Source organism: Streptomyces sp. NPDC030814 (genome assembly GCF_055572155.1).
The window spans coordinates 15,511-39,577 of the sequence record NZ_JBVIDX010000047.1 but is presented as its reverse complement, the minus strand read 5'-3'; the positions used below and the strand labels follow the sequence as shown (position 1 = coordinate 39,577).

Here is a 24,067-nt window from a genome sequence, read left to right as displayed (position 1 = left end):
ACCGGGGCCGGCCACCCGTGCGAGCCACCAGGAGCGCGAGGGCGCGGCAAGCGCCCACCCTGCAGAAACACCCCGCCATGACCCATCGTCAGATCAGCCGAACGACTGCGAGCACTGACAGAATCGTAGCGCATTCCCGGACGTCACGCGTCGAAAATCAGCCAACGCTCAACCTGTTAGAGTGAGATGATGCACGCACCACCCCCGCTTGATGCATCATGTGATGCACCGGGTAACTTCCCGAACCGGCTCCCACTGCCCCTGACGGTCCTGGAGGAATGCAGTAATGGCCAATGAGATCAAGCTCCGTCCGCATCAGGAAGAAGCCGTTGAGGCTATCGTTTCCGGTCTGTCGATCAAGCCGGGACAGCGCATTCCGGAGAACGGATTGCGTGGTCAGATCCATGCTGCGTGCGGCACGGGAAAGACCTTTATTGCCGCTGCCGCCGCGCACCGTATCGCCCCGCACGGGCGCGTCCTGGTACTGGTGCCGACTTTGGCTTTGCTGTCTCAGACCGTGCAGGAATGGCGGGAGTTCGGGCACGCGGGGGCGATGGTCGCGGTGTGTTCCATCGAGGACGATCCGCGTCTGTACTCGCTGGGGGTGCCGTCGACGACGAGTGCGCCGCAGTTGGCTCTGCACTGGGGCAGGGGCGCGGTGATCGTGTTCGCTACCTACGCGTCGCTGCCGGTGCTGATCGAGGCTCACGAGGGCGCCTACGGGCTTCCCATGGACGTTTGGGACCTGGTGGCAGTTGATGAGGCGCACCGGACCAGTGGTCATTGGGGTAAGGCGTGGGCGGCGGTGCACGACCAGGAGCAGGTGCCGGCGATGCGGCGGCTGTATCTGACGGCTACTCCGCGGATCTGGATGGAGCGGCCTCCCAGGCGCTGGGAGCTGCGCGAGGTGGGTGTGCCGGCGCCTCGGGATCCGCTGCCTGAGGAGATGGCCTGTTCGATGGACGATGAGGCCGTCTTCGGCCCCGTGCTGTGGGCGATGGCTCTGTCTGAGGCCATTTCCCGGGGGCTCTTGGCCCGCTACCAGATTGTGGTGGTGGAGCTGCGGGATCCTTCGCTGCCCTTGCAGAGGCTGTACGGGGAGGAGCGGTACGAGGAGCATGTGCGGGGTGAGCGGCTGGCGGTGTTGCAGGCTGCTCTGCTGGAGACGATGGCCGATCACCGGCTGAGCCGGTGCATCACCTTCCACCACCGCACCATCGAGGCCCGCGCCTTCGCCGAGGGGCTCCCCCGTGTGGTGCGCAAGCTGCACGCCAGCGATCCGGAACGGCACCCGAAGGGGGTGTGGGCGGGCTGGCTGTCCGGCGAGCAGGACCAGGAGGTGCGCAGCGAGCGGCTGGGGGTGTTCGGGGCCCGGACCGGGCGTGCGGTGATGTCGAATTGCCGGGTGCTGGGTGAGGGCGTTGACGTGCCCAGCGTGGACTCTGTCGCGTTGATCGACCCGAAGGGGTCGGCGGTGGATATCGTGCAGGCCATTGGTCGGGCGTTGCGGCAAAAGCCGGGGGCGGGGAAATTGGCGACGTTGATTGTGCCGGTTTTCCTGGGTGAGGATGAGACGCCGAAGGATATGCCGTATTCGGCTTCGTATAGGCCGCTCATGAAGGTTTTGAATGGGCTGCGAGCCCATGATCAGCGTGCCGTCGAAATGCTGGCCACACCGCAGGAGAACCTGATGCGCGCAGAACCGGTGTCGTCGTGGCTCGGTGAGGCTCCGGAGGACGAGGACGGGGAGGAGGGGCGGCTGCTGCTGCGGTTCGCCACCCGTCGGGATCCTTCGCTCGTTGCTCAGTTCGTCAAGTACCAGCTGCTTGAGCCCGAGCACGCGAACTGGAAGGCCGGCCACCAGGCGGCGGTCGCGTTCTTCGAGCGGGAGGGGCACCTGAACGTGCCCTACAACCACGTCGAGGGCGGCCCGGCCGGTGCGCCGGCCGCGTTCCAGGGCGGAGGGTTCCCTCTTGGGCGGTGGTTGTCGGATCAGCGCCGGGCCATGCGGGCCGGGACCATGCCGTCCGGGCGAGCGGAGGACCTGGAGGCGCTGGGGATCGTGTGGGAGCCCGGCGACGAGGCGTGGGAGGAGAACCTGGGCGCCGCGCGCGCCTACTTCGCCGCCTACTCCACGCTCGCGGCGCCGGTCACAGCCGCGATCGAAGACAAACCGGTGGGGCAGTGGCTGGCCAACGCCCGCAAGAAGGGCGGACTCGGCAAGGACCCCCAGCGCGCGGCCCGGCGGGCCGCACTGCTCGCCGCGATCGACCCGGACTGGAACCCCCAGTGGCCGGTCGACTGGCAACGCCACTACGCAGCCCTCACCCAGCTCGTACGGACCGGGACCGGCTGGGCCGAGGTGCAGCCGGGAACGGGGCTGTATGGCCTGGACGTGGGACGGTGGCTGACCCGACAACGGGACCACACCGTGTGGCGGGAACTGACGGACGGCCAGCGCGAGCGCCTGGAGGCGCTGGGCGTCACGCCGCTGCCGCCCGAGCAGGAAGCCCCCGCCAAGGCGCCCAGGGCGGCCTCTGGGGCGTTCGAGCGGGGCATCGCGGCCCTGGCTCAGTACAAGGCCCGCACAGGCTCTGTGAAGGTCCCCAGGGCCCATGTAGAGCGGCTGGAGGATGGCACAGAGGTCAAACTCGGCGTGTTTTTGTCGAACAGCAAGACCAGGCGCGCCAAGCTCGGCACAGAACGGCTTCGAGCACTGGCCGAACTCGGGCTGGAGTGGGCGGCGTAGGCGGTGAGAGTGGCAGGGGCCGACCATCGTCCCGGGATGCTGGTCGGCTCCTGCTTGTGCCCTCGGCGGTTCAGACGAGAGTGTTGTTGATGGCGGTGAAGAGTTGCTCGAAGCGGCTGAGGGTCGTCTCGGAGAGTTCGGGGAGGAGGCTGTCTCGCTTGCGGAGTAGAGCGTCGGCGGGGCGGCCATGTTCGGTGAACGCAGCTCCGGTTGCCCGGGTGATGCGGGCGATGATGCGGTCGCTGCCGTTGAGGTCGCTGACCTTGAGCTTGGTACCGAAAGCTGCGTTGTACAGCTTGATGTAGTCGCCCGGGGAGAACAGGTCCTCGATGTCACTGTCCTTGACGCCGTCGCTGAATGCGTCCGTGAGCAGGAGTCGCTTCGGGGAGAGCAGGCCCTTGGTGGTGAGGGTCCTGAGTTTGGCGACTCCGGCCGGGGTGCTGTCGATGAGGACTGTGGCTTGGAGGTTAGTGCCGATGAGGGCGACGAAGGCGGGGATGTTGGTGGCGCCGCCGGCGGGCAGGATGCGCCAGCGGTCATCGAGGTGAGTGCGGCCCGCCGCTTTGAGGAAGTCGCTGATCAGGGTGAGGTAGGTGTAGTCGCTAGTTCCTTCGACCAGGAGGTTGTCGGGGCCCACGAAGAGGTTCTGGGCGATGTCGTAGCCGAGGGCGGCCTGGAGTGGGAAGAGCGAGTCGTCGGTCACGGAGAGGACTTCGTCGGTGACGACCGCGCCGGTGTCGGGCCCGCGGTCTTCGACGATCCTGACGCGATCGAGTCGGGCCGTTTCGACCATGAACGGTGAGTGCGTGGTGTAGATGACCTGGGCGACGGGAGCAAGGCGCTCGTTGATGAAGCGCAGGAAGTCGGCTTGGGCGCGGCCGTGCAAGCTCAGTCCTGGCTCATCGAGCAGGACGACGACGCCGTGCGGGTAGTTCTCGAACTCGGAGAAGGCTGCGAGGAAGCTGAAGAACCACTGGAAGCCAGTGGAGCGGGCCGAGAAGTTGTTGGTGAAGCCGTGGCGGCGGTCCTTGACACGGATGTCGAGGTGGCTGGCGACGGCCTGCTGTCCGTTCGGCTGATGCACGGTGGTTTTGTCGATGTCGATCTCCACCGACAGGTCCGGGTTCTGCTTCCAGTACTTGAAGACTTGCTGCGTGAGGTCGTTGCTTACCGCTTCGAGTTCGGCCTTGCGTTCTTCGAAGTCCTCGGCCGACAGCGCTCCGGCGGTGGTAGTGGCGAGTGCCAGCAGGGCCCGGGCAGTCTGCGCGGGAGAGGCACCGGGCTCTTCCTCCTGTCCGTTCAGGTCGTTCAGAGCGATCCGGCCAGGCAGGTTCTGGTAGTTGCTGAAGTAGAAGAACTTCGGCTCGCGCTCGCGCAGCATGCATACAGCGCGCTCCCAGACGCTCCCGTTGCCGTCCAGTCGCTGGCGTGCCGCCCTGGTGAAGAGGTCGATGTCTTCGGCGGTGTAATCGGAGTCCTCCGCGGCTTCGAGGCCATCGGCCTGCTCCAGGGCCGCAGCGAGACTGCGGGTTCCAAGGACGCTGCGCAGCGCCGACGGTACTTCCTCGTCGTTGTAGAGGTTCTCCAGAGCAGCGCCCTCGTCGACGCTCAAGGTGGCCGTGTGTTGCCCCTCGTAGGGGATGGAGCGTGAGTACGAGCGCTCTTTGACCACATTGGGGCCGAGTGCGTCGGCGAGGGCATTCAAGTCCTCGTCGTCCAGCGTGAACGTGCAGGTGATCGGCTTGGCATTATTGATCTGTCCCGAGCGCGTGTCTTGGACCTTCCGCCACCGCGGATAGTCCTGCCCCAGGGTGAACTCCTCCGGGTACACGGGGTTGAAGCGGTAGATCGAAGAGAGCAGCGCTGTCTTTCCGCTCTCGTTCTTGCCGACCAGTGCCGTGACGTCTGGCGCAATATCGACATTGCCGCTGTCAACGATGTTACGAAAGAAGCGGCTTCGCACCTGAGTGAGCTGCATCCGACCAGTCTGCCCTGGGCCACTGACAATCCTGGCCGGATTTCTCGTAGCGAACTCAGCCTCTCCCTCGCGGTACGAGGCGCAGGTGGGCCGGTGGGCTGGGCGGGGCGTCGGGCTGCGGGGCGCGGAGCCAGCCATGGGCGTGCATGGTCTCGGTCTCCCAGTCCTCGAAAAGCTTGGGCAGTGCCTTTGGATCGCGGCCGGAGTCTCGGTACCAGTGGATGAACGCGCGGGCGGCGGGGCGGTGGGCGTCGCAGGCTGGGCAGAGTTCCATCCAGACGCCTGTCATCAGCGGGCCGTGCCAGTGCAGCAGGAGTTCGGTGCCGCAGCGGGAGCACGGCCGGGCTGGCTGCTCGTCTTCGTCCTGCACGAGGTCGAGTCGGGCGAGTTCTTCGTCGCTGGTGTTGTCGAGGCTGCCGTCGATGTTGCCGACGCGGCAGAAGGAACCGTCGGGGCGTACGACGTAGCGCCAGGTGAACGACATGCAAGTCCCCCTTTTGGGGTGGAGCGTGACGCGAACCGTCACGATCCGCCCGTCGGCTGATCAGCGTCAAGAGGTTTGCCCGGGGCTATGTCGGGCGCGGCGGCACTGTAGGCCGTCCGGGTGAGCAAGCGTCACGGCTCCGGTGGCCGGGTGTACGGCGCCTCTACCGTGCGGGCCATGGAAGACACCCAGATGCCCGAGCCGCTGCGGCAGGCGGTTCACCAGCTCGTATCCGAAGTGGTCATGAACTGCCAGGAGGTGCTGCGCTACACCGAGCCGGACATCGCGCGCGACTGGAAGCGAATGACGCTGATCCGTGCCACGGACGCCTCCGACACGATGGACACGGCTTCCATGCTGATCGCCGCGTACTGCCAGCGCACCGGCATGGCCATGGACACCCTCGCGTCGTACCTCCAGATCCGGCAGCAACGCAGCCGGGCGGCCGGTCCGAGGGATTCGGACCGGTACAAAGTCGCCGGGATGCTCGGGACGCCACTTCCCCCCGAGGACGACCAGGCCGCGCAAAGGCAGTTCTCGTGCGGCCAGGGGTATGCGGAAGGCGGGCTGATGGCCGAGGCCGATGAGCAGCGGCTGTTCACCGAGGCGTGTCTGCACGGGCTGCGGGCCCGGCTGTGTGACGACGTTGACTCGCTGGACAGCTTCCTGCCGCCGCACGTCGCGGAGCTGGCGCGGAAGATCGCCGAGGTACTGGAGGTGCCGCAGCCTGCACCCGCGTGACGGACGGGGTCGTCGCGTCGTTGGATGGTGTGGCCGGGCCCTGGGGATGTCATGGCTGATTCCCCCGGGGCCCGTGGTGTCTCGGCTGCGGGTCAGGGCGCGCGGTCGGCCGCGATGCCGGCCACCCCGCCAAGGCAGCCAGGACGGCTTCTGGGGCGTTCGAGCGGGGCATTGAACCGATACCCTGGTGGTGAGTCCTCTTCGTGAGGGTCTTTGGTTGGCCGGTGCCCTTGCCACCCGCTCTGCGGATTGGGCACCGGCCGCTCGCATTTGAGGGCCTCGCGCTCTCACCGAGCGCCCACAGTCGGCGAGGTAGCCTCCGGGTGCGGGGGCGCGCCGGTAGACGCACACGGCGCGGCCCCGCACCCGGAAGTCACCACTGTTCAGGGCGGGTTCTTGACACCGACGGTACGCTTCAGCTCCTCCCTCGGAGCGCAGCGAACGACTGAAGCGATCTTGGCCCGCAGGTGGCCAGCGCCGCGGTAGACGGCCTCGTCGTCCCGCGAACCGGCAGCATCGCCCCTGGTCGTGGAGGGCAGCCGGGCGGGACCCTGGAAGTGTGCCAAGGAAGACCGTCCCGAGATGCAGCCAGTGCGGCGCTCCGCTCCCCGAGGGCAGCCGCCGATCACGTCGGTATTGCTCAGCGGCCTGCCGGACGAAGGCTTGGCGGTGGCGGAGAGAGCGCAGAGCAATGTCGAGTTCGCCGCCGCACTGCGGGAGGGCCGCCCGTATCGCCGGCCGAAGGTCCGGTGCCCGGTCTGCAACGGCTGGTGGGTCGTCGGTGAGGTCGCCGGTGGGAAGCGCAAGCGGGCGGACGCTGTGTACTGCTCGCCAAGGTGCCGGACTCGCGCCTATCGACAGAGGCGTTTGCGTTCAGAAGGCGTCACCGTGTGACGCCTTCATGTGACGCTAACAGCCTGCCCGAGCGCTCGGCCTCCCCTTTGTGGGGCCGGGCGCTCGGGCGTTGGTCAGGTCAGCGGTGGACCCGGACGCAGGGGTTGCCGGACGACTGCCGGGAGAGGGCGCACAGCCACGTCCCATGCGGGAACTTCCGGTTGACCTTCCAGGAGGCCATCGCGAACCGGGTCAGGCCGGCGTTGTGGAAGTGGGCCTTCTTCCAGCGGGTGACGTTCGCCTGGGTGGCTGCCGAGCCGGTGTGCCGGTAGACGCGGAAGGCCTCGAAGTTGCGCTGCCTGCTGCTGGTGATGTGGATCGTCTCGACGTGCAGTCCCTGGCCCTTGACGGAGATCGTCACCTCTCCACTGGTGCGGTCTGCGCTCATCGGTGCCGACGCGGACGCGGCCGGGGTCAGGAGCAGGACGGCAGCCGCCGCGGTGACGGCGGACTTGATCGCAATGGGTCGCATGAGCGGCTAACCCGCGAGGTGATCGGGCGGGCACGGGGCCCGAGCCCGCGATCACTCGCAGGAGCGAGCAGAGCTGTCACGGCTTTGCCTGCTCCACCCCTGCAGTGGTGTCAGCGGGGAGGCGGAGCAGGCGCCGGAGCTCCGCCGCGATCCGGCCCGCCACATCGAGGACGTCGCGCGCGTCGGGGTGGAGGGTCGCGAGGGTCTGCACGTGGATCTCAAGCGCCGCGACGGCGTCCTCGGCCGCGTCCTGGTCCCAGCCGCCGGGCCGCGCGATGTCATGCAGCTCGAACGCGGCATCCGCCATGGCCCGTGCCCACATCCCGACGCGCGGCGCCGCGTCGGCCGGTCCGTCCCATGCGGCTGCCGGCTCCGCCGCCTGCGTGGTCCTGGTCGTGCTCGGGCCGGTGCTCAGTCGACGGCGTCGGGGGCTGCTCATGACGGAAGTCTGCCGCCTCGCCGGCGCTGGTATGGCTCTCTCGCCACACCACCCTAGAATCGAACATGTGAACGATGAACCCTCGCGGCTTCAGCTGCTGCACTTCGCGCGCCGGGTGGTCGTGCAGCAGGCGAGGACGGCCCTCGCCCAGATCGATCACTGGATCGCCGACGAGGAACGGCGCCAGGCCGAGCAGCACCTCGGCGAGCAGGCACGGCCGGCCCCGCCCGACTGGCTGATCCAGTACGGGATCAACCGCACCAACGTGGACGCCGTGCACACCGGCGACTGCTGGGCGGCAGCCAAGAGCGGCCGATGCCACCCGGCCACCCGCCAGCAGGCCATCGACGCTCTGCGCCAGCAGGTACCACCCTGCATCCACTGCCGCCCCGACACCGCCCTCGGCATCCTCGACTAGCCACAGGCACGGGCGCCCAGACTGCCCGCCGGGTGAGCGCGTGCCCGGCGGCGTGCAGCACCGTGAAGTACCAGCTCGCTGCCGTCAGCTGAGAGGCGGCCGTGTCGGTCCGGGCGCCCTGTACGGCGCGGCCGGGAACGGAACGGGAACGGGGGATCGACCGAAGTCATGTGTTCCGCAGGGTGTTGCGGTGGCGCGCAGGTCGGCGCGTGGGCATGGACCGGGCTTGGCCGGGTAGGCGGGTGGCGCTGGTTGGGGAAGGGCCGTCACCTGGGGAGGTCGACGGTCCTTCCCCTTGTCGTTTCCACACCGGCCCGGAGGGTCCGGGGCTACGAACCACCCGCAGCCGCTGGTGGGCCATAGGTGATGCCGCAGGTGCTCGGCGCCCCATCACTTGAAGTGGGTAGGGCGGTCTGCCTTCTTGTTGTCCGCGGACAACAAGTTGAGAAACGCGCGATGCGCGAGCCTGACGAATACCAAGAGGTGAGTAAGGTAGCGCCATGACCGCGCCATACGACCCGAGCCACCGGGAAAAGGTAGTAGCCAAACTGCCTTCTGAGCTCCGGAAAGAGCTCAAGGTTCGTGCTGCTGAGCTGGATATGGGCATCCAGGACGCTGTGACCCAGGGCGTCGAGGCATGGAGGACGTCCAAGAGCCGCCCCGCCGTTGACACAGCTGGCGGCTCTTCATTCGCGACCTACCTGCCCGCCGGGCTGTACGAGAAGCTGAAGAAGGACTGCAAGTCCCGAGGCATCTCCTACAACCAGGGCATCGCTCAGTCGATCCGACTGTGGCTGGACCAGCACCCTTCACCGCGGCCCAAGCCGCAGCGCGGCACAGGGGCACGGCGCATCATCTTCGGCAACCAGAAGGGCGGCGTCGGCAAGACGTCCGTGTCCGCCGGCGTTGCCCAGGCCTTGGCGGAGTCCGGGCACCGCACCCTACTGATCGACTTCGATCCGCAGGGGCACCTGACCAAGCAGCTCGGTCACCCCCTCATCGAGATCGACAGTCCCAGCCTCGCGAAGCACATGCTGGGCGAGGTCAAGGACGGCGCACTCAAGGACCTTCTGGTGCCGATAAAGGGCGGTGATTTTGAGGACCACCTGTGGCTCCTGCCTGCCTGCAAGGACGCCTTCCTGCTGGACGCCAAGCTAGCCACGAGCCGTGTCGTGCGGATCAAGGAGACAGCGCTGGAGAAGGCGCTGGAGCCGTTGGAACACGACTTCGACTTCATCGTCGTGGACTGCCCCCCGAGCCTCGGCTACAGCATGGACACAGCGATCTTCTATTGCCGTACCCGGGAGGGCGAGGAGTCCCGCACTTCGGGCATCGTCATCCCAGTCCTGTCTGAGGACTCCTCAGCCGACGCCTACGACATGCTCGAAGAGCAGATTCAGGACTTGGTCGAAGACATGGACGTCGAAATCTCCCAGCTCGGCTTCGTTGTCAACATGTACGACAGCCGCAAGGGATACGTCGCGACATCGTCCCTGGAGGAGTGGCAGAAGATCGGGGAACCACCGGTGCTGGCCATCGTCCCGGAGCTGAAGGACCAGCGGGAGGCGGTCCGGGTGAAGGCGCCTCTGCTCGCTCATGCCCCTTATTGCGAGCAGGCAGAAGCAATGCGAACGATCGCACGGAGGATCAGCGGATGAGCGTCGCCGACCGGCTGGGAACCGGCTCTTCTTTCAGCGAGCGGCGTGGCCGCAGCGCCCGCGGCCGGGCGAAGGCGGTGACGCAGGGAGACGTCCCTGTCTACGAGCTCGTCCGGCTCCGGTTGGACGAAGTCTCCCCCACCCCCCTCAACCCGCGCCGCAACTTCGGCACGGACGAGGACAAGACTCGTTTCGGTGAGGAACTGCGCCACGCTCAGCTGGCTGCTTGCGTCGCCGTGACCCGGGCCGCCTACCTCGCGCTGTGGCCCGACCACGAACAGCGGATCGGTGGGGCCGCACACGTCCTGGTCAACGGTGAGCGTCGCTTCCACAGCGCTGTCCACGTCGGCTTGGAGGCACTGGACTTCGTCGTCCGCGACGATCTGGCCTCCAGCCGCGAGGCATTCATCAACCACCTACTCAAGGAGAACCTTGAGCGGGAGGACTTCGACGTCATCGAACGCGCCCGCGGCGTGGCGGAACTGGTGGCCGTGTGCGCGGAGACATCTGAACGTGGAGCGCGGACTCGGGCAGCCGATCAACTGGGCAAGGACCGCTCCTGGGTGACCAACCAGCTGGCGCTGCTTGAGCTGCCCGGAGAACTCCAGGCCATGCTGAGCGCCGGCACTCTCGCCGAGCGCGACGGGCGGTACCTGGCGCGATACGCCAAGGAGAACCCCGAGCTGGAGTCGGCGGCGCTCCTTGATCATCTGAACGCTTCGAAGGAAGCAGCAGCCCTGGCCAAGGCCGAAGAGCGCAGCAAGCTCCAAGCGCTGCGGAGTGCCAACGCCTTCGGCTTGTTGTCCGCGGACAACAAGTCCGGCGCCCTGCCGCCGTCAGCGACGACAGCCCAACCGGGCGAAGAGCCGCACGCCGGCGATGGGAAGAGCTTGTTGTCCGCGGACAACAAGCCGCCTGCCCCGACTGCGCAGAACTCCACGAAGCCTCCAGCTCAACGCAGTAACACAGACTTGGAGAACGCGGGCAACAGTGCCTCAGCCAATGCTGTTGACGCATCGGAGACGCCGAAGGCTCAGCAGCAGAACGGGGACGGGCAGCCTCGACGACTGCCGTACGACGACGCCTTCTCTGTTGTCACCCACCTGCACCTGAAGATGGAGCCAGCGGTGTTCGCAGACGGTGCTCGTGTGTGGTTGAGGATTCTGCGCGAGCAGCACCCAGAGGCCTACAGCGCGTTGGTCCAGGAGCTAGCCCAGCAGGAGCAACAGCCAGCCTGAACCTGGCATGAAACGACGAAAGGCCCGTACGCCCCGCAGCTGCGGGGCGTACGGGCCTTCACCTCGGTGGGGTTAGTCGACCAGCTCGATGCCGATGGCCAGGCATCCCAGCCGTTCCTTGTCCGGGCCGTAGATGCGCCGGATGTTGGCCAGCTGCTCCTCACGCGTCGCCTCGGGGTTCACCTGCGAGGGACCCTCGGTGTCCAGGAGTTCCTCAAACGAGCTGTACTCGGCAACGCGTGTCACCCGCGTCAGGCATGACCGGTCGGTGCCCTTCACCGCGAACCGGATCAGGTCACCGGCGGCCAGACCGTCGAACTTCGGGTACTTCACCCGGACCTCCCTCGTCTTGCGGCCGGCGGCCACGAGGTCGAAGTACTGGGGGTACAGGTTCAGCTCGATGACGCGGGCTGAGGTGGTGCTCATGTAGTCGGGCTCCCTGCGGGTGAGGACATCAGCCGCGACAGTTCCGCGGCCGAGTACGAGCGGAAGAAGTGCCGGGGGTGAGACAGCAGCAGGCCCGCCAGGTTCAGCAGACAGTCCGCGAACTCCCCTACGGTGCCGGGCCACTTCCGGGTATCGAGCATCCAAGGTTCGGCGCCTGCGGGCAACGCCGCGTCCCCGGATCGGATGAGGCTCTTGGAGAGCTTGGCGCCCGTCTCGGCAACGATCATCGGGCAGAACAGCCGGGCTGGCAGCTGGCCCCGAGTCAGGCCGACGGCCTGGAGCGCGCCGTCGACGAGGATGCTTCCAGGCATCCAGTCGGTGCCCTTCACCATGACCTGAAGGACGTCGCGCTCACGGAGAGCGGCGAGTTCCTTGACCATGTTCCGGTACAGGGTGGCGAGGTCGAGGTAGCCGCCTCCAGCCGGGGTGACCGTGGCGGTGTAGGGGCCGTGGTGCAGGCAGACCGCCGCAACACGGGCGAGGCCGCGGCCGGCCAGGTCCACGCGTGTGCGCTCCGCGTGCTTCTCCGCCCACCCGCAGGACTGCGGGCACGGCACCCTCAGGTGCGGGATGCCGGTGGAGGGAGCCAGCCAGAGGCGGGCGGCGTCCAGACGGGGCAGGACCCGCAGCCATGTCTCCCGGAACTGGCCGGTCGCCTGCTGCTGCGAGTAGGTCTCCACCGCGTACGGAACACCCAGCCGCTCCGACAGCGCGTCGAACAGGGGCTGGTAGAGGTCGCTGACCATGCGGGTGATGCCGTCCGCTCCGAGGGCCTGCGCGTAGGCGCGCTGGTAGCGGTGGCCTGATGCGGGGTCGGTGACGATCTCGTGGGGCGCGTTGTCGAGCGCGGAGAAGCGGACCTCGACGGGCAGGCCGTGCCGGGTGTGGAGCCGGGCGGCCGTGGCGAATGCCATCGACTGCACCAGCGAGGTTCCGGCGTGTGGTGCGCCGTTGATCTGGGTGCCCACCACCAGGGCGATCCGCTGTGGCTTGCCGGATCGGATGCATGGGGTGAGGACGTCCTCGACGTGGCCCAGGGCGTTCGCGAGGACAGTGTTCGGGCTGATGAGCGACGTCATGCTGGTGCCTCATCTCATGTTGGTGAGGTGCTGTGACTGCGTGGACCGGTCCGGGGGACAGCCGGGCCGGGGGCGTGGGGTCACAGGAGGCGGGCACCGGCCTTGGCGGCCGGCTGTCCCGGAGGCTCAGAGCAGGGCGCCGAGCGCGGCCAGGGCGAGGAGCGCGAGTGCGGCCAGGATGCAGTCGACGGCGCGGCGCAGCGTGCGGTACTTGCGCAGGGCGATACGCGACAGGGTATGGATCCGGGCGGGCCGGGTGTCGCCGGTCATGGTGGCGCTGATGGCGGCTTCGTCCAGGCGTGCCCAGTGCGGGAAGGACGCGCGGTCGTGGCCGCCGATCCGGGGTCGGACGACCAGGAGCAGCAGCACCGTCGCAGCGCCTAACGCGGCGACGGCGAGGGCGCCGGCTGCGCGAGTGAACGTGGGCAGGTCGTGGTCGGCGAGCGTGGCCAGGCCCGCGAGGACGGCACCCGTGAAGGCCAGCAGCAGCGAGGCTTTGCCGTCGGTTCGGCCGACTTCACTCGCGAGCGTGGCGCATGCCGCATCGAGGTTCTGGCCCACGGTCGGTGTGCTCGGGTCGGTGGCGGTCGGTGTGGTCGGTGTCGGCATGGGCCGCGGTCCTCTCGTGGTCAGGCGGCCAGGCTGTGGCCGCCAGGCGGGGCGATGTAGGTGGTGGGGTCGGCCGGGGTGCCGTCGTGGCACTCCAGGCAGGAGCCGAGCGTGCGCAGCGGCAGACAGTGGTGGTAGCGGCGCCGGCACCGGGGGCACGTGGTGCGCGCGGCCATCGCCCGGTCCAGCGCGGCTTCCTTGGCGAGGGTCATCGGGCGCACCGGTCGGGCCAGGTCGAGCCGGTACAGGTAGGCGGGCCGGGTGCACGCGCGCTGCGGCCGGGTCGCGCAGGCCTTGCAGCGCAGGACCGCGGCGGGTTCCTGCCCGCCGGGGCGCAGGCCTTGGGCGCGCAGCTGGCGGCGCGTGGCCAGACCTTCCGGGGCGGTGCGCCAGTCGTACTCGGGTAAGCCGTGCACGACCCGCGCCCGCGTCCGGGCGGTCACCTCGCACCCCAGGCAGTGGGGAAGTGGCCGGGGCGGTGGGGGTAGCGAGGGCCGGGGCGGTGCGGGCGCGGCCGGCCGATGCGGCGGCGAGGGCGCGGGGTGAGCATCGTCGGTGCCTCCGATGTCTGTGCGCAGCAGTGCGCCCCGTCGGCGGGGCCGACGGGGCGCACGTCATGTGGTGGGTGTGATCGGGAGTGGGGCTTTGCTCATCAGGCCGGGCGGCCTGCCCCGTCCTCCTCTCCGCGCGGGTACGGGGAGGGAGGGCGAGACGGAGCGTCCGGAGACTGGACGCCGGATGCCCCGCACATGACTCGTGCGGGGCATCCGGCGTCGGAGACTGCTCGGTGAGGCGCTCAGAGCAGACGTGAGTAGTGCTGCTTGAGCGGCTTCCCGGACTCTGCGTCGATAGCCGTCCGGTCGGGACGGAACTCAATGGTCCGCCTCGGGGCCCGTGTGTCCTTCTTCCAGTGCGGCCCGCCGACGGCGACAGTCATCTGAACGGCCTGGTATCGGTCCTTGACCGGCACCTTGACTTCCAGGTGAGTCGGCATTGCGAACTGCCCCTCCTTGAGGGGTGCCAGTTCTTCCTGCGCCTTCTGGCCGCCAGAGTCGATCCGGACGAACTTGGGGTCCTCTTTGGATGCGACCCAGACGGACAGGACGACAGAGGTTCCGTCCTTGCTCCAGTGCGCGAGAGTTTCTGTCTCGACTCCGTCGATGTCGAGATTCACGGCTGAGACGCCCTTGTAGGCGGCTGCCTTCTCCGTGCGCTCTTGCTGCTCTTTGTCGTCCTCTGCGTTCTGCGACACAGCGGCGATCCCGAGGGCAAGGGCAGCGATCGCTGCCACGTAGGGCCACCGTCGTTGCTTCTTCACCGGCTCCGTGACGGCGGGTGCCTCAGGGGCGGATGGCTCGGGCCCGCTGTGCCACTGAGGCTCCGTCCGTACGCCCTCAGGCTGATCGAACCATTCGGCTTTCCCCATGCGTGCGACGGTAGCGCGCAGTTGGGTTGACTGGTTCAAGTTCCCGCACAGTTCTGCCACTTTGGCGCGGGTGACGAGCCAGGAGACGGCCTGGTCGGAGTTGATGCCGTGGGCGGCGATGTCCTGCCGCTCGCCGAGCGCGGCCAGGTCCGCGGCCTCGCTGCAGCGCCCTTCCCGCGCGGCCTGCAAGGCGTCCTGATGCCTGGTGTCGATGACGTTGCAAGGCATCTCCCAATCCCAGTCCTCGGTCTCGACGCCCACGCCCTCGGGCAGTACCGGCTCCACAGTTTCGGGCAGGTGTGCCGCGTGAAAATCGTCGTGCTCGGCGTCGTCCTGGTCCTGCTCGTATGGTGCTGGTTCCTCAATGGTGTCGGGGGCGGCGGCCAGGGCCTGCTGCGCCTTGCGGCGCCGCGTGGACGTGTCGGTGAGCCGGGCTTCCTCGTCGGTCAGGACGGTTTGGACGATGTCGACGTAGTCAGGTCCGACCTTCCAGACCGCCTGTCCGGGGCCCAGGCCGGGGATGCGCTCGATGGCCCAGGCGGGCAGCCCGAGCAGCGCGCCGACGGTGGCGGCCTCTTCCGGGCCGAGTCGGCCCACGTGGGCGATCTCGCACAGCCGGGCCAGGTCCTGGGCTTTGCCCTCGCCGAGGTCGGACAGCGTGTGCATCACCACGTCCAGCGACAGCGACGCCTTCCGGCTGTTCTTCAGGAGCCGCTGGATCAGCTCCGCCGTCGCGGGGGACAGCAGGATCTGCCAGGCCTCTTCGAGGACCAGGTGCCGGTGCACGGCCGTGGACTGGGGCAGCCACACATGTTCCGCCCAGCACGACACCGCGGCCATCAGCGAGGGGATCGCCGGGGAGTTGCGGTCCAGCCGGGAGAAGTCGAAGGAGAGGATCGGCAGATCTGTTTCCGGGAGGCTGGCGTCTTGGCCGTCGAACAGGCCCCGAAGGCTGCCTTCGGTGTAGCGGGACAGGGCGATGGCGACGCCCTCGCCCCACTCGGTCAGCTTCGCGGCCGGCCACCGGCCGTCCTCGGGCGACACCAGCGCGTCCATCACGCCGTTCAGCGACGTCGCCTTCGGGTGCGTGAGCGCGTGCTGCAGGGCGTGAGTGGACTGGGGGGTGAGCGCGGCAGGCTCCACCGCGGCAATCAGCGAGCGCACCAGCTGCTCGCGGACCTCGGGCGGCAGCAGGGAGCTGCAGGGGTTGAGTGTGAAGGTGCCGGCCTCGATGACGCGGCCACCGAGTGAGCGGGTCAGCGCTGCCCACTCGCCGGACTGGTCCTCGCCGAAGGAGTCGATGACGACGGCCTGGTGGCCGTGCTCGATGATCTCGCGGCGGATCCGTGTCTTCGCCGTCGTGCTCTTGCCCGAGCCGAGACCGCCCAGCGCGAGGCTGTTGGTCGACGGCAGCAGGGCGGCGTCCGTCTGGACGGGAGAGAGGTGGAACAACCGGCCGTCGAGCAGGGACCGGCCGATCGGGATGCCGGGGAAGCGGGTGCTGGAGGCGACGAGCGGCGCGGTGATCGCGGCGTGGGTGGAGGGCAGGCGGATCACAGGATGGCCCCTTTCTGCGTGGCTGCCCCGTGCGGGGTGGTCATGACGTGGGCGCGGTGCTGCTGGCCTGGCAGCCAGTCCAGCCGGATGCGGTGGCGGTCAGCCGCGAGAACGGCTTGCCAGCGGGCGTCGGTCACCGCCTCGGGGCTGTCGCCCCACACCGTCAGGTAGGCGTCCAGGTCGACGAGCGTGGCGCCCTGGACCAGGGCGCCGTGCGTAGCTCCGCTGGCCAGGCTCTGCGCCTCCGCCTTGATCTTGTCGGCCGTGAAGGCTTCCGAGGCAGCGGACTGCCACTTGGCCGAACGGCGCGACTGCGCAGCTGGCAGCGGCCGGTACAGCACCGCCAGCGACCGGTCGGTGCCCTGCCCGAGCAGCAGCCGCGGCATCAGGTCACCGTCGGTCTCATCGGGCCAGGCCGTGATCCGGGCCGTGGATGCATGCCGGCCGTCGTCGAGAGCGACCCAGCCAGGGCCGCGCTCGGTCACCTCGGGAATGGGGTCCGGATCGAGCGGGGTGAGGACACCGAGCCGGGCAAACTCGTTTGCCAGGGTGTCGAGCAGGCGGCCAGGCTGCCCGGTCAGTCCCTTGGGCACATGCACTGAGATGGTCTGGGTGTGGGCGGTGTACTCGTCGACGGTGGCGTGGTGGGTGACGTGCACCTGCACCCCAGCGATCCGGGCCTGGCTGCCTGCGAACGTCAGCGCGCGGCTGAAGGCCTCGTGCCAGGCAGCGCGCTGTACGGCGTCCTGCATCACGCCGTGGCCGGGGTACAGGGCCCATGTCGCCGTCGCTCCCGGCCGGGCGAATGCCGCCATGGGCGCGGTGCGCTCCCGCAGGTTCCGGTAGCCGACCGCCGCCCAGCGCGCGATGGAGCGCGGCCCCGGCGCGAGATTCAGCAGCGCGGCAGCCGCGCCGACGGCGCCGAACGTCCAGGCCGGTGGCGGGGTGATCATCGCGGACATCAGGACGGCGCTCCCGAGCCCGGCGTTGGCCTTCGTCAGCATCGTCTCGGCGGGGCTGAGTCCGCGCTGCAGGGCGGGAATCCGGTAGCCGGGCGTCAGGGAGTACACGATCGGACCTCCTTAGGTTCATGGCCAGTTGAGCCCTGGCCGGGGACGTGGTGGGACCGCTTGGCCCCGGCACACGCGGCACCCGTGTGGGAGCGGAGCGGTGTGCCGGGGCCAAGTGGTCGGGGTTACGGGTTGTTCGGCCGGGTCGGTCCCGAGGGCCGGGGCGACGGGGCCGTGCCCGGCCCGCCCGGCTGTACCGGCTGCGGAGCCGGACCGGCGGGCGCCGGGGACGGTGTCGAGCCCCCGGCCGCCCGCCGGTTGGACGCCGGCGGTGATGCGGCGGCCCACGCCTCGCGGCGGGCCTGAGCGGTCTGGGCCCTGCGCGGCGCCTCGGCTTGGATCTTCGCGATCGCCGACGCGGTGGTCAGGTGCCCCGGCCGCGGGCTCTGCTTGAGGCCGTACGCGCCGAGCAGCACCCCACCGTCCTGCGAGACCGCACGGCCGGGGGTGTCCACCACGCGAGGACCGCGCGGGATGTTCTCCTGCTCGTAGACGGTCGGCGCCCCGGCCCGCACGACCGCCCGCGCCAGCGGGTGATCGGTCTGGCTCTCCACCAGGGCCCGCGCCGCGCCGGCCACCCTCGGTCCGATGTAGGGCACGCCGTGGAAGATCATCCGCAGCATGAGCGCATCCGCCGCGACGAGCAGCAACGCGTCGACCACCAGCGAGCCCTTGGCGAACTGGACGAACGGGGCGAGCAGCAGCAGGGCGAAGGGGGCGAACATCAACCCCAGCAGTCGCCCGGCCCAGGCCCGCACCGCCGACGTGTCGCCCCCGCGTGCCAGCGACGCCAGCACCAGCGGCGCCATGCACACGAACACCAAAATGCCGAGCTGACGCGTCATGAACACCAGCGCCGCAAAGGCGAGGGCGACGACCAGGCCGGCGATGATGATGAGATTCCCCAGCGGGGTATCAGCATCCGCCGCTTTCTCCATGTCGCGGCTGATGGCGCCGAAGAGGGTGGATTCGTCGCTGCCGAAGGCAGCCTCAAAAGCCGAGCTGACCGCCTTGTTCAGCAGCATCACAGCGCCGGGGATCGAGGCCATGCCAGCAACGGCCACCAGGGCCCAACCTGTCGAGGCACCCATCTGCCTCAGCCGTGGTGCGCCCTGCCAGGCGGTCAGAGCGCACACGACGACAACGCAGACGAAGATGCTGACTGCGAGGTGCTGACCGAGCCAAAGGAAGGGGCCATACAGCCCGCTGTCGGCCTTCTCGGGTGCCCACGTCTCGCCGGGCGCCAACAGCCCCTTGATGTGCTTGATCAGGCTGTTGGCGAGTTCCTCGACGCTGTCGACGGCGCCGTCGGTGATGCCACCGGCGCCGCCATCACCACCCCCGCCGCCATCACCCCCGCCGCCATCACCCCCGCCGCCATCACCGCCGCCGGTGTCTCGGGTGCAGTAGTCGTAGGCCGGCGTCCCTTCAAGGAGCCTGCAGTTGTCGGCCATGCCGTCACGCCTTCTTGGCTTCGGTGACGGTGCTGAAGAGGGTGTCGCCGTACAGGGCCAGGACCACGGCGACGAACAGCGTGCCGATGGCCATGCCGCCCTTGCGCAGGGCGCCCTTGGGGTCGCCGGACAGCTGCAGCAGCATCCGCACGGCGATCACGGCGATGACGGCGGCGATGCCCTTGGTGACCAGGCCGCCGCCGGTCATGCCGATGGTGTCGAAGAAGTCCTTGAAGCCCTTGGACATGTCGACGGGCTTGGCCAGGATGAAGCTGCGCATTTCAGATCTCCTTCTGGGTGGATGAAACAGGGCGGGCGAAGCCGTGAAGGTCGCTCATGGAATCCAACGGGGAGAAGCGGACCTCGGTGTCGGGGCGGGGGGCGTCGATCATGTAGCCGCCGCCCACGTAGATTCCGACGTGGTGAATGCTGGAGGCGCTGGAGCCGTAGAAGACGAGATCCCCGATCCTCGCCTGGCTCCGTTTCACCGGCTTTGACGCGGCGTATTGCTGAGCTGCTGTGCGCGGCAGGCTGATACCGGCTTTCGCGTAGGCGTAAAGCGTCAGGCCAGAGCAGTCGAATCCACTGATGCTCTTACCGGAGCGCCCCTTGGGAGAGCAGCACGTTCCCGTACTGGGGCCGCTCGCGCTCCCGCCGCCCCACGAATATGGGGTGCCAAGCATTTTCTGTGCCGCATTCACGGCAGTGACTGCGCGGCTTGCCGAGACCGTTCCTCCGCTGCCCGTAGTGCTTCGGGAGAGGGAGTTGATCGACCGAACGTAGTTCTGGGTTTCTTTGTACGGCGGGATTCCGCCGTATTTGCGGACGGCTCCGCTGCCCGCGTTGTACGCGGCCAGCATGTTGTTCTGCTTGTTACCGGGAACGTCTTTCACGTCTTCGGCGATGGTGCACAGGTACTTGGCCGATGACGGGATGGCGTCTTCGGGATCGAAAACGTCACGCTTTCCATCGCCGTTGCCGTCGATTCCGTGGGTTTCCCACGTGGACGGCATGAACTGGGCGATGCCCTGCGCGCCGACCGGCGATTTGGCTTTCGGGTTGAATCCCGATTCCTGCGTCAGCAGGGCGGCGAGCAGGTTCGGGCTGATCTCGGGGCAGGTGTTTCCCGCTTCCTCGATCAGCTCCTGGTACTCGGTGGGGACAGCCAGGCTGAGCGCGGTTCCGACGGGGTCGTCGCCGGCGCCCTGCACGAGGGCGGCCACGATCACGGCACCGGTGGCTCCTATGCCGATGACGGCCGCTGTAGAGGCTTTCAAGAGCGTCATCCCTCCTTTCCATGGCGTTGTGAAGGTTTCTGCTGTTCAGACCCGTCATGAGACCCGTCATCCGGGCCGTCAGCAGGCCGTCAGAGCCCCGTCACGCGTCCGGCTCGACCCGTCATCAACCCGTCCGGATGACGGGGTCGTGACGGGGGTCTGACGGGGGCCATGACGGGGGACATGACGGGGGCCTGCCGGTCACAGCCCGGACTTGGCGGCTGCGACGAGGTCGTCCAGGCGGTAGCCGCGCGCTGTGGCATTGCGGCTTTTCGGGACGCCTTTGAGAAGGGCTGCGAGTTTGGTTCCCGCCTTACCTTCGTCGCTTTCTTCGATACCGAGCAGCGGTGCCAGCTCGGCGCTTCGGATGAAGTCCAGCTCCCTTTCCTGCATGAGACGGATTGCCGTCTTCAGGGGAGTTGGCGGCGCTGCTTCCATCGCCCTGTGCTGGCGTGCGGCCGTTTCATCGACGACTTCCCACATGAACTCATCCGGGAAGTTGAATCCTCGGATGAGGGTGGAAGTGCCGCTCGCGAAGAGAACACCCTGGCCCTTGATATCCGGGTTGAGCTGGGTCGGGTTGATCGGGGCGACTGTCTCAAAGTACGAGTCACCCAGAGCAACCTTGGCGCTGCCGATGGAATCCACATACAGGCAGAGCCTGTAAACGAATTGGCTGCGCACCTTCACCGGGATGGCATCCTTGTCGGGGCGCTGCGTCATGAAGATCGTAGAGATTCCCGATTCGAGTGCCATCGCGACGAGCTTGCGAGCCTTTTCTTGAATCTGCTGGGCCTTTTCCTTGCCCTTGGGTGTTCCGTCGTCGGCGAAGAAGTTGGCCACTTCGTCGACGATGAAAATGATCGGCTTGAACTTCGGGTCAGGCTTCCTGTTGCGCTTGGCTTCCTGCTTCTGCTGGTACCGCTCTTTTCCCTTGGCGGACAGTTCGTCAACTATGTTCTCGAAGACGACCGGGTCATCGGATGCCTCGTAGCGGACACAGTTCTTTTCGAACGTGATCAGCCCGCAGATTTTCCCGTCGAGTAGATACAGGTCGAATTCGCCGTAGGCCAGGAGCAGGCAAGTAATCAGTCCGTTGACGAGCGTGGTTTTGCCCATCTGGGACATGCCTGCGATGAGCATGGAGGCCTTGTCGAACGTCGGCACACCGGCCAGCTGGCCGGTGACATCGTGACCGAGCGGGACGCCTGCGAAGGTCTCGATCTCCCTGCGGGTCGGCGCCGGGAAGTCAGCCGAGAACGGCGGTGCGTCCAGTTTGAGGAGCCGGACGCGACGCTCGTTGTCCCGGCTGCGTTCCAGCGCCAGGTGCAGTCGGCTGACGCCGAAGTAGGCGGCTACGTTGTCCAGCCGTCTCTGCACGTCCTGGACGGTGCGGGTCTTGGGCAGCAGGAAGTCGTACCGCTGGCCGGTGAGCACCGGGGCGATGGTGACTTCGTCGGCCCGGATCACCTCGGCCTTGTCGATGGCGCCGGACGTGCGCAGCGCCTCGGTCAGCTCCGGGTGCACCGGAACCTCCGGAACGGCCTCCAGGAGCCCGTCAGCGCCCACGGAGGGGGATTCCTGCTGTACAGCTCTGGAGGGCTGTTTGCCGCCTCCGATGAGCCGTAGCAGGGCCGTTCGGGCTTTCCAGGTCCCCCAGCCGAGTGCGACGAGCGCCCCGGCGGTGAGTGCGAGGGTGGCCGGCCAGGACAGGCCGAGCTTGTCCTTGATGGCTGCCAGGACGCCGGCCGCGACGGCGAGGGTGCCGATCGCACCGGCCGCCTGTCCGTACAGGTCTTCTTCCTGCTTTTTCTGTTTGGCCACCCCTTCTCCTTCGAGTGTCTTGATCATGGGCGCGGACGATAACTCGCACGCCCTTTCGATTCACATGGTTTTTCTGACGTGGCGTGTCGGGTCTGCTCTCGGGTCTGCGAACCGTTGGTTCGCTCGCCGGGTCACTCACCGAAACGCCGTGCTCGACTGCGTGTTGTGCTTCCGGCAGTCGCAGCAAAGGCCAGACCGCGATTGCGGGCTGGCCCTCACTGGTGGTGCCGGGAAACGGGGCGGTCGCCCCTTGTGTCAGGCGTCCGCTTCCTCTTCCTCGTCGTCCGTGGCGCCCTCCTCCGCGCCCTCCTTGGTCATGAGCGCGGCCCAGGCGTTGCGTACGCGCTTCTCGCTGCCGACGAACTCGGCACGGCGGAAGGCGGCGACGGCCTGGCGGTAGGACATGGGCGGGTCGTCGCGATAGCGCAGGTGCCGCAGAACCACGTCGAGCTGCTCGTCGGTGAGCGGCTCGCCCGGCTCGGGCGTGGGCACGCCCGTCACGGCGGCGAGGTCAGCGAGTGCGACGGCGTCACGGTCGGCGTCACGGCCCCCGTGACGCTCGCCGTGACGGCCGAGCGGGGCAGCGTCCTGACCTGCGTGACTGTCCGTCTCGCCCGGAGTGAGGGCGGCACGCGCCGTGGGCAGAGCGGGCGCGGTGGGCGTCCAGGTGTCCAGGTCCGGAAGGGCGATGGCCGCCACGGCAGCCGGCAGAACCTGCTCCGTGATCGCCTTCTGTGTGGCCTCGGCCTGCTCGTGCAGGTCCCGCGTCATGGACTCCTGCGCGGCCAGTACCGACTTGCGGTAGGCGGTCTCGGCCTCGGCCACGCGCCGCTCCAGTACGGTGGCCATCTCCAGCAGCTCAATGCGGTGGGCGGCGTCGGCCTCCATCGTCTCCAGCTTGTCGGCGACCTCCTGGCGCCGCTCGGCGATGGCCCGCGAGGTCTGCTCGGAGACCTTCCGCCCGAGCGCGGGCAGGGTGAGCCACCACGCGCCCTTGGTCGCCACGATCGCGACCGGGGTGAGGACCATCGCCAGGTCGAAGGTGTCCGGGTCGGACACGATCAAATCGGCGGTCGGGATGGCCGCGTTGATGAGCGTGAGGACCAGCCCCGCGGCCATCACGCGCCGGGCGCGCAGCCGGTTGTTGCGGGCCAGGATCTCGGTCGCCTGGAAGACGACCCACAGCGCGTCCAGCGCGGCGACGGTCGGCACCGCCCACGCCCCGAAGCGGGGTTCGAGGATGTGGTAGCTGACGCCGACCGACAGCACGGCCACGCCCAGCGTGATCAGACCCAGGACGGTCAGCACCGTCCCGCGCGGGGAGGCCTTCGCCCCCAGGTTCTTGATGGCGTTCACGTGTGAAGTCCCTTCTCAGGTAGGGCGCCCGGACTCAGCCGGCGTCCATGCCGGACAGACGGGCGACGGTGCGCAGGTGGGAGTGCTGCTCCTCGATGAGGGCGCGCACCCGATATGCGAGGGAGTCGCTGAAGTAGCCGTCGAAGACGCTGCCGACGTGCCAGTGCGCACCCTCGGGATGGCCCGCCTCGGCCAGGGCCTCGGCGGGGCTCAGGTCGGCGTAGAGATGCCGCTTGTGGACGTGCGCGATGGCCTCGGCGGGCTCGTCGAACGCCTCGGCGGCGGCCAGGGTCTGCTCCTGGGCGTCGACCAGGCGGGAGACGGCAGCCGGCCACTCGGGAGCGGCCTGCGGCGTGCGCAGGTAGGCGTAGGCCGCCTCCAGCGTCTTGGCCGCCCGCTCGTAGGTCTTCCACCGGTCGGGAGCGTCCCTGATGACCATGCGCAGGTCAGCGACGTAGGCGGCGTCCTTCCACTGGTTGTACGCCTGGTCGTACAGCGCGCACAGGATGTGATCGGCCGCTTCCCGCAGCTTGTGTTCGGCCGGGTCATCGGCTTCACGGACGTAGCGCAGCTGCGGGTCGTCGTAGAAGGAGCGCGGCACGGCCGGTGCTTTCTCCCGGCCGGTGAACGGGTCGAACGTGTAGCGCAGGCCCCAGCCGGAGGGGTGGTTCTCGATCCGGCGGAGGTAGGGCGGCAGATGCGGCGCCAGGCGCTGGAAGATCTGCCGGTTCTCCTCCGGGGAGATGGTGACCGTTCCCAGGGACGTGCCCGCTCCGTGCTCGGGGGCGGGCACCTCGGCGGTGGCCGGTGCCGGGTGCGGCAGCCCGGATTCGTCGAGGGGCGTGCGCAAAGGGATCGTGTGCACGAGGGCTCCAATCTGCGTACAGGGGGCGGGTC

Annotated in this window: 21 protein-coding genes; 5 read left to right on the top strand and 16 right to left on the bottom strand. The window is 68.3% G+C overall.

The window, feature by feature from the left end; translation table 11 throughout:
• The first annotated feature begins 286 nt into the window (after positions 1-286).
• Positions 287-2,749: a helicase associated domain-containing protein gene (locus ACZ43N_RS41965; RefSeq protein WP_468105048.1), complete on the top strand. Its 2,463-nt coding sequence runs from the start codon at positions 287-289 to the stop codon at positions 2,747-2,749.
• 70 nt (positions 2,750-2,819) lie between these two features.
• Here the strand turns inward: ACZ43N_RS41965 and ACZ43N_RS41960 are convergent, their stop codons facing one another.
• A complete protein-coding gene (locus ACZ43N_RS41960; RefSeq protein WP_468105046.1) occupies positions 2,820-4,727 on the bottom strand; it encodes an AAA family ATPase in 1,908 nt (635 codons plus the stop codon).
• A gap of 55 nt (positions 4,728-4,782) precedes the next feature.
• Entirely contained in the window at positions 4,783-5,211 is a 429-nt protein-coding gene (locus tag ACZ43N_RS41955; protein ID WP_468105044.1) for a DUF6300 family protein, read from the bottom strand.
• Between the two features lie 177 nt (positions 5,212-5,388).
• On the opposite strand from ACZ43N_RS41955, the gene ACZ43N_RS41950 reads away from it, so the two are divergent.
• On the top strand, positions 5,389-5,952 hold the full coding sequence (locus tag ACZ43N_RS41950) for a hypothetical protein (protein ID WP_468105042.1): 564 nt from the start codon (positions 5,389-5,391) through the stop codon (positions 5,950-5,952).
• 973 nt (positions 5,953-6,925) lie between these two features.
• Here ACZ43N_RS41950 and ACZ43N_RS41945 read toward each other — a convergent pair.
• Positions 6,926-7,318 carry a hypothetical protein gene (locus ACZ43N_RS41945; RefSeq protein WP_468105040.1) on the bottom strand — a complete coding sequence of 131 codons (393 nt, stop codon included), beginning with the start codon at positions 7,316-7,318 and terminating at the stop codon, positions 6,926-6,928.
• A 76-nt stretch (positions 7,319-7,394) separates the two neighbouring features.
• On the bottom strand, positions 7,395-7,757 hold the full coding sequence (locus ACZ43N_RS41940; protein ID WP_468105038.1) for a hypothetical protein: 363 nt from the start codon (positions 7,755-7,757) through the stop codon (positions 7,395-7,397).
• Between the two features lie 67 nt (positions 7,758-7,824).
• Here ACZ43N_RS41940 and ACZ43N_RS41935 point away from each other — a divergent pair, with 67 nt between their 5' ends.
• The 3 genes from ACZ43N_RS41935 (at position 7,825) to ACZ43N_RS41925 (ending at position 11,071) form a co-directional block, all read left to right on the top strand.
• Positions 7,825-8,175: a DUF6233 domain-containing protein gene (locus tag ACZ43N_RS41935; protein ID WP_468105036.1), complete on the top strand. Its 351-nt coding sequence runs from the start codon at positions 7,825-7,827 to the stop codon at positions 8,173-8,175.
• Positions 8,176-8,675: 500 nt separating this feature from the next.
• Positions 8,676-9,833: a ParA family protein gene (locus tag ACZ43N_RS41930; protein WP_468105034.1), complete on the top strand. Its 1,158-nt coding sequence runs from the start codon at positions 8,676-8,678 to the stop codon at positions 9,831-9,833.
• A complete protein-coding gene (locus tag ACZ43N_RS41925; RefSeq protein ID WP_468105033.1) occupies positions 9,830-11,071 on the top strand; it encodes a ParB/RepB/Spo0J family partition protein in 1,242 nt (413 codons plus the stop codon). Before ACZ43N_RS41930 ends, ACZ43N_RS41925 begins: the two co-directional genes overlap by 4 nt.
• Before the next feature lie 72 nt (positions 11,072-11,143).
• On the opposite strand, the gene ACZ43N_RS41920 is transcribed toward ACZ43N_RS41925, so the two are convergent.
• The 12 genes from ACZ43N_RS41920 to ACZ43N_RS41865 all read right to left on the bottom strand — a co-directional run bounded on the left by ACZ43N_RS41920 (position 11,144) and on the right by ACZ43N_RS41865 (position 24,035).
• Positions 11,144-11,497 (bottom strand): ASCH domain-containing protein, encoded by a 354-nt coding sequence (locus ACZ43N_RS41920; protein WP_468105031.1) that lies wholly within the window; start codon positions 11,495-11,497, stop codon positions 11,144-11,146.
• On the bottom strand, positions 11,494-12,597 hold the full coding sequence (locus tag ACZ43N_RS41915; protein WP_468105029.1) for a hypothetical protein: 1,104 nt from the start codon (positions 12,595-12,597) through the stop codon (positions 11,494-11,496). Before ACZ43N_RS41915 ends, ACZ43N_RS41920 begins: the two co-directional genes overlap by 4 nt.
• Positions 12,598-12,723: 126 nt before the next feature.
• Complete coding sequence (locus tag ACZ43N_RS41910) at positions 12,724-13,206, bottom strand: Pycsar system effector family protein (protein WP_468105027.1); 483 nt, start codon at positions 13,204-13,206, stop codon at positions 12,724-12,726.
• A gap of 20 nt (positions 13,207-13,226) precedes the next feature.
• Positions 13,227-13,649 (bottom strand): RRQRL motif-containing zinc-binding protein, encoded by a 423-nt coding sequence (locus ACZ43N_RS41905; RefSeq protein ID WP_468105025.1) that lies wholly within the window; start codon positions 13,647-13,649, stop codon positions 13,227-13,229.
• Between the two features lie 353 nt (positions 13,650-14,002).
• Positions 14,003-16,189 (bottom strand): hypothetical protein, encoded by a 2,187-nt coding sequence (locus ACZ43N_RS41900; RefSeq protein ID WP_468105024.1) that lies wholly within the window; start codon positions 16,187-16,189, stop codon positions 14,003-14,005.
• Positions 16,186-17,259: a hypothetical protein gene (locus ACZ43N_RS41895; RefSeq protein ID WP_468105022.1), complete on the bottom strand. Its 1,074-nt coding sequence runs from the start codon at positions 17,257-17,259 to the stop codon at positions 16,186-16,188. Before ACZ43N_RS41895 ends, ACZ43N_RS41900 begins: the two co-directional genes overlap by 4 nt.
• A 125-nt stretch (positions 17,260-17,384) precedes the next feature.
• Positions 17,385-18,713 carry a hypothetical protein gene (locus tag ACZ43N_RS41890; RefSeq protein ID WP_468105020.1) on the bottom strand — a complete coding sequence of 443 codons (1,329 nt, stop codon included), beginning with the start codon at positions 18,711-18,713 and terminating at the stop codon, positions 17,385-17,387.
• A 4-nt stretch (positions 18,714-18,717) separates the two neighbouring features.
• Positions 18,718-18,993 carry a hypothetical protein gene (locus ACZ43N_RS41885; protein ID WP_210551988.1) on the bottom strand — a complete coding sequence of 92 codons (276 nt, stop codon included), beginning with the start codon at positions 18,991-18,993 and terminating at the stop codon, positions 18,718-18,720.
• Between the two features lies 1 nt (position 18,994).
• A complete protein-coding gene (locus ACZ43N_RS41880; RefSeq protein ID WP_468105018.1) occupies positions 18,995-19,999 on the bottom strand; it encodes a C40 family peptidase in 1,005 nt (334 codons plus the stop codon).
• Between the two features lie 192 nt (positions 20,000-20,191).
• Positions 20,192-21,841: an FtsK/SpoIIIE domain-containing protein gene (locus ACZ43N_RS41875; RefSeq protein ID WP_468105016.1), complete on the bottom strand. Its 1,650-nt coding sequence runs from the start codon at positions 21,839-21,841 to the stop codon at positions 20,192-20,194.
• A 228-nt stretch (positions 21,842-22,069) separates the two neighbouring features.
• On the bottom strand, positions 22,070-23,170 hold the full coding sequence (locus tag ACZ43N_RS41870) for a hypothetical protein (protein ID WP_468105015.1): 1,101 nt from the start codon (positions 23,168-23,170) through the stop codon (positions 22,070-22,072).
• 34 nt (positions 23,171-23,204) lie between these two features.
• Entirely contained in the window at positions 23,205-24,035 is an 831-nt protein-coding gene (locus ACZ43N_RS41865) for a hypothetical protein (protein WP_468105013.1), read from the bottom strand.
• Between the last annotated feature and the right edge of the window lie 32 nt (positions 24,036-24,067).

Excerpts from the sequence above, each read along its gene's own strand:
- ACZ43N_RS41965 (WP_468105048.1), top strand. The coding sequence starts at position 287 with ATGGCCAATGAGATCAAGCTCCGTCCGCATCAGGAAGAAGCCGTTGAG.
- ACZ43N_RS41960 (WP_468105046.1), bottom strand. The coding sequence starts at position 4,727 with ATGCAGCTCACTCAGGTGCGAAGCCGCTTCTTTCGTAACATCGTTGAC.
- ACZ43N_RS41955 (WP_468105044.1), bottom strand. The coding sequence starts at position 5,211 with ATGTCGTTCACCTGGCGCTACGTCGTACGCCCCGACGGTTCCTTCTGC.
- ACZ43N_RS41950 (WP_468105042.1), top strand. The coding sequence starts at position 5,389 with ATGGAAGACACCCAGATGCCCGAGCCGCTGCGGCAGGCGGTTCACCAG.
- ACZ43N_RS41945 (WP_468105040.1), bottom strand. The coding sequence starts at position 7,318 with ATGCGACCCATTGCGATCAAGTCCGCCGTCACCGCGGCGGCTGCCGTC.
- ACZ43N_RS41940 (WP_468105038.1), bottom strand. The coding sequence starts at position 7,757 with ATGAGCAGCCCCCGACGCCGTCGACTGAGCACCGGCCCGAGCACGACC.
- ACZ43N_RS41930 (WP_468105034.1), top strand. The coding sequence starts at position 8,676 with ATGACCGCGCCATACGACCCGAGCCACCGGGAAAAGGTAGTAGCCAAA.
- ACZ43N_RS41925 (WP_468105033.1), top strand. The coding sequence starts at position 9,830 with ATGAGCGTCGCCGACCGGCTGGGAACCGGCTCTTCTTTCAGCGAGCGG.
- ACZ43N_RS41920 (WP_468105031.1), bottom strand. The coding sequence starts at position 11,497 with ATGAGCACCACCTCAGCCCGCGTCATCGAGCTGAACCTGTACCCCCAG.
- ACZ43N_RS41915 (WP_468105029.1), bottom strand. The coding sequence starts at position 12,597 with ATGACGTCGCTCATCAGCCCGAACACTGTCCTCGCGAACGCCCTGGGC.
- ACZ43N_RS41910 (WP_468105027.1), bottom strand. The coding sequence starts at position 13,206 with ATGCCGACACCGACCACACCGACCGCCACCGACCCGAGCACACCGACC.
- ACZ43N_RS41890 (WP_468105020.1), bottom strand. The coding sequence starts at position 18,713 with ATGGCCGACAACTGCAGGCTCCTTGAAGGGACGCCGGCCTACGACTAC.
- ACZ43N_RS41885 (WP_210551988.1), bottom strand. The coding sequence starts at position 18,993 with ATGCGCAGCTTCATCCTGGCCAAGCCCGTCGACATGTCCAAGGGCTTC.
- ACZ43N_RS41880 (WP_468105018.1), bottom strand. The coding sequence starts at position 19,999 with ATGACGCTCTTGAAAGCCTCTACAGCGGCCGTCATCGGCATAGGAGCC.
- ACZ43N_RS41875 (WP_468105016.1), bottom strand. The coding sequence starts at position 21,841 with ATGATCAAGACACTCGAAGGAGAAGGGGTGGCCAAACAGAAAAAGCAG.